This is a genomic window from Collinsella aerofaciens (assembly GCF_028209885.1).
GTDB classification, from domain to species: Bacteria; Actinomycetota; Coriobacteriia; order Coriobacteriales; family Coriobacteriaceae; genus Collinsella; species Collinsella aerofaciens_BA.
On sequence record NZ_JAQLEM010000021.1, the window covers coordinates 26728 to 39670 of the forward strand.

General features: G+C 60.6%; 14 protein-coding genes. All 14 read left to right on the plus strand.

The features are described 5' to 3' along the window. The first annotated feature begins 46 nt into the window (after positions 1-46). The 14 genes from PMX21_RS06575 (at position 47) to PMX21_RS06640 (ending at position 12901) form a co-directional block, all read left to right on the plus strand. Positions 47-790, plus strand: coding sequence for an L-threonylcarbamoyladenylate synthase (locus tag PMX21_RS06575; RefSeq protein WP_271758801.1), 744 nt, complete (start codon positions 47-49; stop codon positions 788-790). Between the two features lie 13 nt (positions 791-803). Continuing rightward, positions 804-2345, plus strand: coding sequence for a glycerol kinase GlpK (gene glpK / locus PMX21_RS06580; protein ID WP_271758803.1), 1542 nt, complete (start codon positions 804-806; stop codon positions 2343-2345). 123 nt (positions 2346-2468) lie between these two features. Next, complete coding sequence (gene upp, locus PMX21_RS06585) at positions 2469-3116, plus strand: uracil phosphoribosyltransferase (RefSeq protein ID WP_271758805.1); 648 nt, start codon at positions 2469-2471, stop codon at positions 3114-3116. A 281-nt stretch (positions 3117-3397) separates the two neighbouring features. Further along, complete coding sequence (locus tag PMX21_RS06590; protein ID WP_271758807.1) at positions 3398-3709, plus strand: hypothetical protein; 312 nt, start codon at positions 3398-3400, stop codon at positions 3707-3709. 3 nt (positions 3710-3712) lie between these two features. Then, entirely contained in the window at positions 3713-4516 is an 804-nt protein-coding gene (gene atpB, locus PMX21_RS06595) for a F0F1 ATP synthase subunit A (protein WP_022094263.1), read from the plus strand. A gap of 124 nt (positions 4517-4640) precedes the next feature. Next, positions 4641-4835 carry an ATP synthase subunit c family protein gene (locus tag PMX21_RS06600; RefSeq protein ID WP_022094262.1) on the plus strand — a complete coding sequence of 65 codons (195 nt, stop codon included), beginning with the start codon at positions 4641-4643 and terminating at the stop codon, positions 4833-4835. Positions 4836-4850: 15 nt separating this feature from the next. Beyond that, a complete protein-coding gene (gene atpF / locus PMX21_RS06605; RefSeq protein ID WP_006235712.1) occupies positions 4851-5453 on the plus strand; it encodes a F0F1 ATP synthase subunit B in 603 nt (200 codons plus the stop codon). Further along, a complete protein-coding gene (locus PMX21_RS06610; protein ID WP_006235713.1) occupies positions 5443-5919 on the plus strand; it encodes a F0F1 ATP synthase subunit delta in 477 nt (158 codons plus the stop codon). Before atpF ends, PMX21_RS06610 begins: the two co-directional genes overlap by 11 nt. Further along, a complete protein-coding gene (gene atpA / locus PMX21_RS06615) occupies positions 5919-7517 on the plus strand; it encodes a F0F1 ATP synthase subunit alpha (RefSeq protein ID WP_035138794.1) in 1599 nt (532 codons plus the stop codon). The genes PMX21_RS06610 and atpA overlap by 1 nt, the downstream gene beginning before the upstream one ends. Before the next feature lie 5 nt (positions 7518-7522). Further along, positions 7523-8431: an ATP synthase F1 subunit gamma gene (gene atpG, locus PMX21_RS06620; protein WP_006235716.1), complete on the plus strand. Its 909-nt coding sequence runs from the start codon at positions 7523-7525 to the stop codon at positions 8429-8431. Beyond that, complete coding sequence (gene atpD / locus PMX21_RS06625) at positions 8431-9885, plus strand: F0F1 ATP synthase subunit beta (protein ID WP_006235717.1); 1455 nt, start codon at positions 8431-8433, stop codon at positions 9883-9885. The genes atpG and atpD overlap by 1 nt, the downstream gene beginning before the upstream one ends. Positions 9886-9888: 3 nt before the next feature. Further along, the gene (atpC, locus tag PMX21_RS06630) at positions 9889-10281 is read left to right on the plus strand and encodes an ATP synthase F1 subunit epsilon (protein ID WP_006235718.1); all 393 of its coding nucleotides are present in this window, start codon (positions 9889-9891) and stop codon (positions 10279-10281) included. An 88-nt stretch (positions 10282-10369) separates the two neighbouring features. Then, complete coding sequence (gene murA / locus PMX21_RS06635) at positions 10370-11653, plus strand: UDP-N-acetylglucosamine 1-carboxyvinyltransferase (RefSeq protein WP_138340516.1); 1284 nt, start codon at positions 10370-10372, stop codon at positions 11651-11653. A 12-nt stretch (positions 11654-11665) separates the two neighbouring features. Continuing rightward, the gene (locus PMX21_RS06640) at positions 11666-12901 is read left to right on the plus strand and encodes an LCP family protein (RefSeq protein ID WP_271758809.1); all 1236 of its coding nucleotides are present in this window, start codon (positions 11666-11668) and stop codon (positions 12899-12901) included. The last annotated feature ends 42 nt before the right edge of the window (positions 12902-12943 follow it).

Genomic DNA, 12943 nt, shown 5'->3' on the forward strand with positions numbered 1-12943 from the left:
CCTCAGTAAACAAACTTTCACCAGAGCGTAAGGGGCTGGCATACACATGCAGACGGTCTATCGGGTATACGAGGGAACGCGCGAGCCGCATCGGCTCGCCGTCGAGCGCACGGCCGAGGTGCTCGGCCGCGGCGGCCTGGCCTTGATCCCGACCGAGACCGTCTACGGTGTCGCCGTGGCAGTCAACGCCTTCTCGGACGCCGTACCCCAAGATACAAGCGAATTCCCATCGTGGCCGCGCGATCCGCAGGCTGTCGTCAATGGCGCCGCGGTCCCTGCGCTCGGTACCGGCTACCGCCGCATCTTTACCCTCAAGCAGCGCAAGCTCACCCAAACGGTCGCCTGGCTGGTTGATAATGCCGAAGCACTCGACCGCTATGGCGTGGATATCCCCGAAGAGGCTCGCGTACTCGCGCGACGATGCTGGCCGGGAGCCCTGACTATCGTGGTCAAGGCGGCCCCCTGCGTGCCGACCTTTATGCGCGCCGCCGACGACACGGTGGCACTTCGCGCTTCGGCCTCGCCCGTGGTGCAAGCGCTCATCCGCGCCTGCGGCAGCCCTCTTGCCTGCACCAGCGCCAACACGCATGGCGCGCCCGCGCCGGCAAGTTTTGTCACGGTGGAGGAGCGCATCCTGGAGGGGGTCGATGTTGCCGTCGACGCCGGTGAGACCCCGTGCCGCGACGCCTCAACCATCGTGTCGTTTCAGCACGGCGAGCTCCAGATCCTGCGCCAAGGCGCGCTTCCCGCATCAGAGATCGAACGGGTCCTGTCCGACCCGATGCAATAGAAAGGTGTAAGCGATGTCGTTGAATCTAGGCAGCCTGGGCATGGAAGACGCCTCGTTTAGCTTTGGCGGTTCCTACATCATGGCGCTCGACTGCGGCACTACCTCGGTACTCGCGGCCATTGTCGACGAATACGGCTGCATCGTTGCCCAGGCGCGTCGTAGCGTCAAAACCAGCTTCCCGCGCCCCGGCTGGGTGGAGCAGGATCCCACGGAGGTGCTTGCCAGCCAGATCGGCGTGATGATGGAGGTTCAGTTTAAGAGCGGCATCCATTCCGATCGCATCGCCGCCATCGGCATCTCCAACCAGCGCGAGACCACGGTGGTCTGGGACCGCGTGAGCGGCCAGCCCATCTATAACGCCATCGTATGGCAGTGCCGTCGTACCGCGCCGGCGATCGACGCGTTGGTTGAACAGGGTTGCGAGGAGCTGGTGCGCTCCCGCACGGGACTTACGCTTGACCCGTATTTCTCGGCCTCCAAGGTGCAGTGGATTCTCGACAACGTCGACGGCGCACGCGAGAGCGCGGCGGCGGGCGACCTCATGTTTGGCACCATCGACACCTGGCTCATCTACAACCTCACCGGCGGCCAGGTCTTTGCCACCGACTACACCAATGCCAGCCGCACGGCACTCTTTAATATCCATACGCTCGATTGGGACGACGACCTGCTGGCGCTCTTTGACGTTCCACGTTCCATGATGCCCGAGGTTCGCTGGAGCTCGGGCGACTACGGCCGCGTCGCGAGCGACATCATGACCAACATGCCGCCCATCATGGGCGTGGCGGGCGACCAGCAGGCATCGCTGTTCGGCCACTGCTGCTTCTATCCCGGCCAGACCAAAAACACCTATGGCACGGGCTGCTTTATGCTCATGAACACCGGTGACGAGATCGTCGAATCCAAGAATGGCCTGGTCTCCACCATCGGTATCGCTGCGGACGGCAAAGTCAGCTATGCGCTCGAGGGCTCTATTTTTGCCGCCGGTTCAACGATGAACTGGCTTCGCAACAACATGGGCATCATCTCGAGCGTGAGCGAGTCGGCACAACTCGCCGCTTCGATTAGCGACAACGAGGGCTGCTACTTCGTTCCCGCCTTTGCGGGTTTGGGTGCTCCCTGGTGGGACCCGCATGCCCGCGGTATCGTGTGCGGTCTGACCGGCGCCTCGAGCCGTGCGACCATCGTACGTGCCGCCTGCGAATCCATGGCATATCAGAGCTACGACGTGCTGCGCGCCATGGAGCAGGACGTGGGGCTTTCGATTGAGCGCCTGTCTGTCGATGGCGGTGCCTCGCGCAACGAGTTCATCATGCAATTCCAGGCCGACCTGCTGGATATCCCCGTGCTGCAATGCGAGACGGTGGAGACCACGGCAATCGGTGCCGCGTACTTGGCGGGTCTTGCCGTCGGCTATTGGGAAGACCTTGAAGAGCTGGAGCAAAATGCCCAGATCGTTAGGACCTTCCTTCCCCATATGTCCGCCGAGCGTCGCGAGCAAAACCTTGCGGGCTGGCGTGATGCAGTCAAGCGCTCGCTCAGTACCGCACAGTAGGGCTGCGATGGGCTGCTCGATACAACAAACCGCTAAACTTATGCATGGCGTGCGGCGGCAACATTGCTGCGCGCCTTGTCAGCAAGGCCGTTTTGCGGCTGCAACGAAAGGGGCAATCAACCCATGACCGTCACCTACGACGCGTCCCGTGTGACGCTTGTCGACCACCCGCTCGTCCAGCACAAGCTGTCGATCCTGCGCGACAAAAACACCGGCACCAACCAGTTCCGCCAGCTCGTGCGCGAACTCGCGCTTTTTGACGGCTACGAGGCCATGCGCGACCTGCCCATGGAAGACGTCGAGGTCGAGACCCCCATCACTACCGCCACGTTCAAACAGCTTGCCGGCAAGAAACTCGCCATCGTGCCCATCCTGCGTGCGGGCCTTGGCATGGTCGACGGCATCCTCGACCTGGCGCCCTCCGCTCGCGTGGGCCACATCGGCATGGAGCGCGACGAGGTTACCCACGAGCCGCATGAGTATTACTGCAGGATGCCCAAGGATATCGACCAGCGCATCTGCCTGGTCGTCGACCCCATGCTCGCCACGGGCGGTTCGGCCGAGATGGCCATCAGCTACCTGCGCGAGCGCGGTGTCAAGGACATCCGCATGCTGTGCATCGTCGCGGCCCCCGAGGGCCTCAAGTCGCTGACTGAGAAGGATCCCGATGTGCATATCTATACTTGCGCCATCGACGACCATCTCAACGAGGCCGCCTACATCGTTCCCGGCCTCGGCGACGCCGGCGACCGCATCTTCGGCACGCTCTAGTCGCTGGGCTAAGACGGCCGCGGCTGCAAATACGAAGAAACGGTGCGCGCGGTCGAACAAAAGGCGACCGCGCGCACTCCTGTTAACGGACGTTTTGCCCTGCAGGGTTCGAGAAAAACGTATTACCGTACCTGCGGCATAAAGAAGGTCTTAAGAAAACGAACAGGTGCGTATTAACCGATGCTTTTTCGGTTGTACTTTAGCGATTGGCTCGTACAATAGTCACCAATGTTTGGCGGGAACTGTTCTGTGAGGCGTTAAAAAGGAAAGTGAGGACGCCAGTGTTTCAGATAGCCGATCTGCTCGCTATCGTTGCAGGCGCCATCGCGGGCGCAATTGCCTTCCTTCCCTTTGTCTTTACGCTCAAGCCGGTTCTTGACGATAAACAGAATGCGGACATGCTCAAGGGTATGGTGAGTCTGGCGGTCTCGGCAATCGCCCTGCTCGTCTTTACCTTGGTTGTGTTTGTGTTGTTCGGAGAGGCATTTCGCATGTTCCTCCTGGGCGAGGCGATCGGCTTCGTGGCCTTTATGGCCGCCTGCGCGGTTCGCGTCGTCAAGGCGCTGCGAGATCCTCATGAGGTCGAAAGGTAAGTCGTGGAAATTTTTGAAAAGCTGCCTGATGAGATTAATCATCTGGTCAGCGAGTTCAGCTCCACCCCTGTCGTGGGCGATCTGAGCTGCGGCATCACGCAGTACTCGTTTTGGCTGATCGTCTCCACGATCGTGCTCCTGATCGTCCTGGCCGTGTTCAAGAAGAAGCAGACCCTGGTTCCCAAGGGCTTCTTCGTCAACGGTTTCGAGTACATCATCGAGTACGTCGAGAACGATATCGGCAAGGGCGTCGTGGGTGAGAACTGGAAGAAGCACTTCCCGTTCCTGTGCTCGCTTTTCCTGTTCATCCTGATCAATAACATGATCGGCCTGATCCCGGGAATGAAGCCCGGCACCGGTGCAATCGGCTCCACCGCCGCGCTCGCCATCTTCGCCTTCGTGTACTTCATCTACTACGGATGCAAGGCTCACGGCGTGATCGGCTACATCAAGAGCCTCGCCCCGCAGGGCGTGAGCTTCCCGATGAACGTGCTCGTGTGGGTTGTCGAGCTATTCTCGACCTTCCTGCGCCTCATCACGCTCGCCGTTCGTCTGTTCTGCAACATGTTCGCAGGACACGTGGTCATGGGCTCGTTCGCCATCATGGCGAGCATGTTCATGCAGCCGCTGCTTCAGCAGGTTTCCGCGGCCCACGCCGTCGGCGCCCTGCCTTCGCTGGCCTGGCTTGCCATCCTCATCCTGATCTATGCGATCGAGCTTGTGGTCGGCGCCATCCAGGCTTACGTCTTCACGGTCCTTACCGCCGTGTATGTCTCCGAGGCAGAGGAGGTCGCGGAGGAGGAGTAGTCTTCCGTTCGCGCCTTAAAGGTAAGGCAATTCGTTAAACCGCCGGTGCCCGTACCCATGGAGCCCGGCAGTTATAAAAAGGTTATCCTGCGTGAAATAAGACACGCACGACAAAGGAGGAATCGTGGGAGTTATCGGTTACGGTCTCGGTGTTATCGGCGCTGGTCTTGCTATCGGCCTGTCTGCTCTGGGTGCTACGGGTGCTATGGCCCGTCAGCCTGAGGTCCAGGGCCGCGTGTTCACCGTCTTCATCATGGGCTCCGCCTTCGGCGAGGCTCTGGCTCTGATCGGCTTCGTTGTCGCGCTGATCGTTAAATAGCACGGAGCGTCAAGTATGAATCTTTCATCCCAGAAGAGCGCGATCGCACTCTCCGCGTCCGCGGCCGCGCTGCTCATGCCGGTTTCCGCGTTCGCCGAGGACGGCGCTGCCGGTGCGGACATCCTCATCCCTAAGATGGCGGAGTTCATCCCGGCGCTTATCGCCTTCCTGATTATCTGGATCGTGCTGGCCAAGGTCGCCCTGCCGGGCATCATGAAGACCATGGAGGAGCGTGGCAAGAAGATCGAGGAGAGCCTCGACGAGGCCGAGAAGACCAAGCAGGAGGCCATCGCCAAGCGCGCTGAGTCCGACTCGATCGTCACCGACGCCCGTCGTCAGGCTGCCGACATCGTTCTCGAGGCCCGTAAGGACGCCGAGTCCGAGCGCGCCCGTATCATCGAGGCTGCTCACAAGGAGGCCGAGGAGATCATCGCCAAGGCCCATACGACCGTCGAGGACGAGCGCAAGTCCATTTACGCCGGTGCCGCGAGCTCCATCGCTGACCTGTCCGTTGCCGTCGCCACCAAGATCGTGGGCGAGGCGCTCGAGGACGATGCCGAGCAGAAGAAGCTCATCGAGCGCTACATCCAGGAAGCAGGTAGCCTGAATGCCGACTAGCCGCTATCAGGACAAGGTGCTCGAGACCTACGCGCGCTCCCTTCTGGAAGCCGCCAAGGCCGAGAACCATGTGTTCGAGGACCTCGAGATGATCGAGCGCCTGGCTTCTGCCAGCCCCGAGATCATCGCCGTGCTCGACACCATGTCCAAGCGCGACCAGCTCGACCTTCTTCCCAAGGTGGCAGCTGCCTTTAAGTATGTTGCCGAGGAAGACGAGGATGTAGTGGGCGTGACCGTCACCACGGCGATCCCGCTCGACGACGAGCTGCGTCAAACCATCACTAAGAAATGCGAGCAGGACTTCGGCCGCAAGGTATTCCTTATCGAGCAGGTCGACCCGTCTATTGTGGGCGGCCTGGTGCTCGAGGCCCGCGGCGAGCGTCGTGACATTTCCGTCAAGACGCAGCTGCGCATCGCGCAGGAGACCCTCGCAAACTCTGCTAATTCGTACGGAGGTGAAGCCTAATGTCCGAAACCCTCAATGCCCAGGATATCGCCAAGAAACTGCAGGAGCAGCTCACGAGCCTCTCCGCGACGGTCGATACGCATGAGGTTTCAACGGTCGACGAGGTAGGCGACGGCATCGCGCGCGTCTCCGGCCTCAAGAGCGCCATGGCAGGCGAGCTTCTGGAGTTCAAGAGCTCCGATACCGGTGAGACCGTCTTCGGCCTTGCCCAGAACCTTGACCGTGACGAGGTCGGCGCCGTTCTGTTTGGTGCCGTCGACTCCATCAAGGAAGGCGACGAGTGCCGCACCACTGGCCGCATTATGGATATCCCCGTGAGCCGCGCCATGCTCGGCCGCGTCGTCAATCCGCTCGGCCAGCCCATCGACGGCCTGGGCGACATCGTCGCCACGCACCGTCGCCCCATCGAGTTCAAGGCCCCCGGCGTCATCGACCGTACCCCGGTGTGTGAGCCGGTTCAGACCGGTCTGCTCGCTATCGACTCCATGGTGCCTATTGGCCGCGGTCAGCGTGAGCTCATCATCGGTGACCGTAAGACCGGTAAGACCGCCATCGCCATCGACGCTATCCTCAACCAGCGCGGCAAGGGCATGGTCTGCATCTATGTCGCCATCGGCCAGAAGGCCTCCACGGTTGCCAACATCCGCGAGACCCTCGCTCAGCACGGTGCGCTCGACTACACCATCATCGTTTCGGCCACTGCTGCCGATTCCGCCCCTATGCAGTACATCGCGCCTATGGCCGGTGCCGCTATTGGCGAGTTCTTTATGTACAACGGCGAGGACGGCAAGCCCGCCAGCGAGACCAACCCCGGCGGCCACGTGCTCGTCATCTACGATGACCTGTCCAAGCAGGCTGTGGCCTACCGTCAGATGTCGCTGACGCTGCATCGTCCGCCCGGACGCGAGGCCTATCCTGGCGACATCTTCTACCTGCACTCTCGTCTGCTCGAGCGTGCCGTCAAGATGTCCAAGAAGAACGGTTACGGCTCCATGACGGCACTGCCGATCATCGAGACCCAGGACGGCGACGTCTCGGCCTACATTCCGACCAACGTCATTTCCATTACCGATGGTCAGATTTACCTGCAGTCCGAGCTCTTCTTCCAGGGTCAGCGCCCGGCAGTCGACGTGGGTATCTCCGTGTCCCGCGTCGGTGGCGATGCGCAGACCAAGGCCATGAAGCAGGTCGCCGGCAACCTCCGTCTGGACCTCGCTTCCTATCAGGAGCTCGCTGGCTTTACGCAGTTCGGCTCCGACCTCGACGAGGCTACTCAGAAGCAGCTGACCCACGGTGCTCGCATGACCGAGCTCCTGAAGCAGCCGCGTTACAAGCCGTTTGAGGTTGGCGAGCAGATCGTTACGCTGTTCGCTGGCAACGAGGGCTTCCTGGATGACCTGGAGATCGCCGACGTGCTGCCTTTCCGTGCCGAGCTCATCGAGTACATGGACAATGGCTTTGGTTCGCTGCTCGACAAGGTTCGCGCCAAGAAGATCGATGATGACACCAAGGCTGAGCTCTTGCGCGTCATCGGCGACTTCAAGCAGCAGTTCATGGCCAAGCACCATTCGGATGTTTCTGGATCAGAGGAGAACTAAGCCCCATGGCCAACCTTCGCGACATTAAGAAGCGAATCTCCTCGGTTACCACGACCAAGCAGATCACGCGCACGATGGAGATGGTCTCTACGGCCAAGATTCGTCGTGCCCTCGATCGCTCCAAGCAGGCCGAGCCCTATAAGGAGGCGCTGACCGACGTCATGTTGACGGTCGCCGGCGACGCCTCCTGTTCGGGCACCGATCCCATGCTGCAGAAGCATGAGAGCGTCAAGCATGGCCTGATTGTCGTTATTGCCTCGGACCGCGGCCTTGCCGGCGGTTTCAATACGACGGTGGAGCGCACGGCCGAAAAGCTCGCCGCTTCTTGGGCGAACGACGGCATCGAATGCGAGATCATCGCGTGCGGGCGTAAGCCGGCCACGTATTTCCGTGACCGCGCAAACGTTGTCATGCACTTTGAGGGCAACTCCTCTGAGCCCGATTTCAATCAGGCCCGCATGATCTCCTCTCATATCTGCGATGCGTATCGTGCCGGTGAGCTTGACCGTGTCGAGCTTGTCTACCACCACGCCAAGAACCGCGTGGATCAGGAGCTTCGCGTCGAGCATCTGTTGCCGCTCGACCCCGAGATGATCGCTATGGCCCACGGTCCGCGTAAGAACGAGACCGACGCCCCTAAGCGCATCTCGTCCACGTTCGAGTTCGTGCCCTCTCCCGAGCATGTTCTCGGCAAGCTTGTGCCGTCTTATATCCTGACGGTCATCTACCAGGCCCTGATCGATTCGGCGGCTGCCGAGCAGGGTGCACGCCGCAAGGCCATGCACTCCGCGACGGAAAACGCCACCGCGATCATCTCGACCCTTACCCGCACGTATAGTCGCGTGCGCCAGGCTTCGATCACGACCGAGATTAACGAGATCGTCGGCGGAGCCTCAGCATTGGAGGAACAGTAATGGCTAATAACACCGTAAAGCTTGCGGTCGAGGAAGCCACCAAGAAGACGACTGCCGGTGATGGTCGCATCGTGCGAATCATCGGCCCTGTCGTCGACGTCAAGTTTGACGGCGCGGTGCCCCCGATCTACAACGCGCTCACGGTCGAGGCCGAGACCCCGATCGGTCATCTGAGCACGATCCTCGAGGTCGAGAGCCAGCTTCCGGGCGGCGTCGTCCGCACGGTCGCCATGTCCTCGACCGACGGCCTGCAGCGCGGCCTCATCGCCACCGATACCGGTGAGCCCATGAAGATGCCCGTTGGTCCCAAGACGCTCGGCCGCATTTGGAACGTCATGGGCAAGCCCGTCGACGGCAAGCCCATGCCCGAGGTGGAGGAGTTCTACCCCATCCACCATGCAGCGCCCCGTTTCGACGAGCTCACCACCAAGACCGAGATCTTCGAGACCGGCATCAAGGCCGTCGACCTGCTCGAGCCCTACATCCGCGGCGGCAAGACAGGTCTGTTCGGCGGCGCCGGCGTCGGCAAGACCGTTCTGATCCAGGAGCTCATCAACAACCTCGCCCAGGAGCACGGCGGCACCTCGGTGTTCACCGGCGTCGGCGAGCGTACCCGCGAGGGCACCGACCTGTTCCTCGAGATGAGCGAGTCTGGCGTTATCGACAAGACCTGCTTGGTCTATGGTCAGATGAACGAGCCGCCCGGAGCGCGTCTGCGCATCGGTCTGGCCGGCCTTACTACCGCTGAGTATTTCCGTGATCGTGGCCAGGACGTTCTGCTGTTCATCGACAACATCTTCCGCTTCTCCCAGGCAGGTTCCGAGGTTTCCGCACTGCTGGGCCGTATGCCGTCCGCCGTTGGTTACCAGCCCACGCTGGCAACCGAGATGGGCGACCTCCAGGAGCGCATTACCTCGACCAAGACGGGCTCCATTACCTCCGTCCAGGCTGTCTACGTCCCCGCAGACGACCTGACCGACCCGGCGCCTGCCACGACGTTTACGCACCTCGACGCCACCACGGTTCTTTCACGTAGCATTTCGTCGCTCGGCCTGTTCCCGGCTATCGACCCGCTCGCGTCTTCCTCCGACGCTCTCGATCCCTCGATCGTCGGCGAGGAGCACTACCGTGTCGCCGTCAAGGTCCAGGAGCTCCTGCAGGAGTACTCCGACCTTCAGGACATCATCGCCATTCTGGGTATGGACGAGCTGTCCGAGGAGCAGCGCCTTACGGTCAATCGTGCCCGTAAGATTCAGCAGTTCCTCTCGCAGTCCTTCCACGTCGCCGAGAAGTTCACCGGCAACCCCGGTGTCTACGTCCGCGTCGAGGATACCGTCCGTTCTTTCGCTGAGATTGTCGACGGCAAAGCCGATGACCTGCCCGAGCAGGCTTTCCGCTATGCTTCCACGATTGAGGACGTGCGCGAGCGCGCCCGCAAGATGGGGGAGAAGTAGGTTATGCGTATCCGCATCGTGTGCCCCGTGAGCTGCGCCTATGAGGGCGACGCTGCGTTTGTGTCGATTCCGTCCACGGATGGCGAGTTTGGCGTTCTGCCTGCTCACTCCAGCGAGATCTGCACGATCGACCGCGGTTACGTTCGCGTTTCCGATAAGGCCATGGGCACTGTCGACCACACGTTTGCCGTGGCCGGCGGCTATGCCCAGGTTGCGGACGATGTCGTGACCGTTCTCGCCGAGCGCGCTTGCGATTTGGCGACCGTCGATGCCGACAAGCTTAAAGCTGATATTCAAGGTTTTGAAGAGAAGCTGGGTAATTTGTCGGAGGATGATGCACGCCGCGCCTACCTCTATAATGAAATCGCATGGTGTAAGCTCAAGCTTGCCCAATAGTCAAACGATTTAGCGTTCGACCATTTGCGAACACATCATGCCCGGGATGGCCCAGCCATCCCGGGCATGCTTTTTGAAAGGGTAGACCTTGGATATTATCCGCGTTGAGGGTGGCCACGCCATCGGAGGCTCCGTGCCCGTTTCGGGCGCCAAGAACTCCGCACTCAAACTCATGGCGGCAACGCTTCTGGCGCCGGGCAAGACGACGCTGCAGAACGTGCCCGATATTTCCGATGTCCACGTGATGGGCAAGGTGCTCAAGGGCATGGGCGCTACGATCGATGTTCTCGACGAGCACACGCTCGAGATTGATACCTCTCAGGTCGATTCTTGGGAGGCCCCCTACGAGCTCGTTGCCAAGATGCGTGCTTCCACCGCCGTCATGGGACCCCTGCTGGGTCGCTTCCATCGCGCCAAAATTGCCATGCCGGGCGGCTGCAACCTGGGTGCTCGCAAGATCGATATGCACATTCTTGGTCTTGAGGCCCTGGGCGTTGAGTTCGATACCGCCCACGGTTACATCAACGCTAATGCGCCCCAAGGTCTGCGCGGTACCACCGTCACGCTCGAGTTCGCCAGCGTCGGTGCGACCGAGAACCTCATCATGGCCTCTGTGCGCGCACAGGGTACCACGGTTATCGACAATGCCGCCCGCGAGCCCGAGATCGTCGATCTCGCTAACATGCTCAACGAGATGGGCGCCAAGATTGTTGGCGCCGGTACGCCCGTCGTGACCATCGAGGGCGTGGAAGAGCTGCATCCTGTTACCCATCGCGTAGTGGGCGACCGCATCGAGGCCGGTACCTTTATCGTCGCCGGTGCGCTGATGGCCGACGATCGCGGTGTTGACGTCACGGGTTTTTGCCCCATTCACTTGGGCATGGTTCTCAAGAAGATGGAGCTTATGGGCATCGATTGCGAGCGTACCGACGACGGCGTCCATGTGAACCGTGCCGAGCGTATCAAGCCGGTCGATATCCAGACGCTTCCGTTCCCCGGTTTCCCGACCGACATGCAGGCGCAGATTATGGTACTCTCCGCCCTTGCCGATGGCAGTTCCGTTATTACCGAAAACATCTTCGAGAATCGCTTTATGTTTGCCTCTGAGCTGGTGCGCATGGGTGCCGACATTCGTATCGAGAGCCATCACGCCATGATTCATGGCGTCAAGGGCTTCTCGGGTGCACAGGTTACCTCGCCCGATCTGCGTGGCGGAGCGGCCCTCGTCGTAGCGGGCTTGATCGCCGACGGGACGACCGAGGTTTCGGCCATTCATCACATCAAGCGCGGCTACGAGCAGTTTGTCGAAAAGCTGCAGGCGCTCGGCGCGCATGTCGAGCATGCTACCGTCCCCGATCCCGTCATCTACTAATACAGGTTGCCTATGTTTAATAAAAAGCCCCTCGCGGATACCGCCACCCGAAGACCCTCAACTGGTGCGCAGGCCAAGATCTACAGTCGCGATAACGTGGCTCGCTATTCCGAGCGCGCTCGCCAACGTCGTCGTAGCCACACGATTCGTCACGTCGCGCTCATTGTCGTGCTTGGCGTGCTGCTGAGTGCCACTACCGCTGCCGGCCTGTGGTTTGCCACCATTATGGGCAAGCTCGGCGATTCTAATGTCATTACCGACAATCTGCGTCGGGTTCTGGTTGACACCGATGAGGCAAAGGATCCGTTCTACGTGCTGCTTCTTGGCACCGACGGCCGTCCGGGCGAGGATACGTATCGTGCCGACTCGATTATCCTGGCACGCATCGACCCCACGCAAAAGCAGGCGACGCTCATTTCCGTTCCGCGCGACACCAAGGTCGAGTACAAGGGCGAGACCATGAAGATCAACGCCTGCCATACCGTTGGCGGCGCCGAGGCCATGGTCGAGGCGGTCAACGAGCTGTGCGGTGTTCAGATTTCCCACTATGCCGAGGTCAGCTTCGACGGTATGCAGGCGCTGATTGATTCGGTTGGCGGTATCGACATTAACGCAACCGATGATGTTGACGACCCCGAGCACCTGGATATTAAGATTACCGCTGGCCAGCAGCATATGGACGGTGCCACCGCCCTTACCTATGCCCGCTGCCGCTACACCTATGCCGACGGCGATTACACGCGCATGCGCCACCAGCGTCAGGTGCTTGGCGCCCTTGCCAACCAGATTCTCAATAACTTCGATGCCACGAAGATCTTTGGCCTGGTTAATTCGCTGTCCGATATGCTCGTAACCGATATGAGCGTTCAGGATATCGTGGCTACGGTCAACGCCATGCGCGGTATGGATGTCGACGGTATCTACTCGGCCAACCTGCCCTCGTATGCCGACGACAGCACCATGATCGACGGTGTGAGCTACGTCTTTGTCTACGAGGACGAGCTCAAGGAAATGATGGAGCGCGTCGATGCCGGCAAGGATCCCAAGGGTCCCAACACCATGGGTCTTTCCGACGGTTCCAGCTCTACGATCGGCGACCTGAACAACAACACGTCTGACGACTACGCAAACGGTACCGCAACCTCATCGGTCAGTTCTGACGATTCCGATGACTCAAGCGATTCGAGCGATTCGGACTACTACGAAGAGCCCACCGGCGACGGCAACGGCTACGAAGCCAACTACTAGGGTTACGCGGGCTTACCAGCCCGCGTAACCAGTTGACGCTGC

Bases quoted from the DNA above. Each gene is read 5' to 3' on its own strand.
- atpD (WP_006235717.1), top strand. From the start codon at position 8,431: ATGGCTAATAACACCGTAAAGCTTGCGGTCGAGGAAGCCACCAAGAAG.
- PMX21_RS06575 (WP_271758801.1), top strand. From the start codon at position 47: ATGCAGACGGTCTATCGGGTATACGAGGGAACGCGCGAGCCGCATCGG.
- atpG (WP_006235716.1), top strand. From the start codon at position 7,523: ATGGCCAACCTTCGCGACATTAAGAAGCGAATCTCCTCGGTTACCACG.
- upp (WP_271758805.1), top strand. From the start codon at position 2,469: ATGACCGTCACCTACGACGCGTCCCGTGTGACGCTTGTCGACCACCCG.
- PMX21_RS06610 (WP_006235713.1), top strand. From the start codon at position 5,443: ATGCCGACTAGCCGCTATCAGGACAAGGTGCTCGAGACCTACGCGCGC.
- atpC (WP_006235718.1), top strand. From the start codon at position 9,889: ATGCGTATCCGCATCGTGTGCCCCGTGAGCTGCGCCTATGAGGGCGAC.
- atpA (WP_035138794.1), top strand. From the start codon at position 5,919: ATGTCCGAAACCCTCAATGCCCAGGATATCGCCAAGAAACTGCAGGAG.
- glpK (WP_271758803.1), top strand. From the start codon at position 804: ATGTCGTTGAATCTAGGCAGCCTGGGCATGGAAGACGCCTCGTTTAGC.
- atpF (WP_006235712.1), top strand. From the start codon at position 4,851: ATGAATCTTTCATCCCAGAAGAGCGCGATCGCACTCTCCGCGTCCGCG.
- PMX21_RS06640 (WP_271758809.1), top strand. From the start codon at position 11,666: ATGTTTAATAAAAAGCCCCTCGCGGATACCGCCACCCGAAGACCCTCA.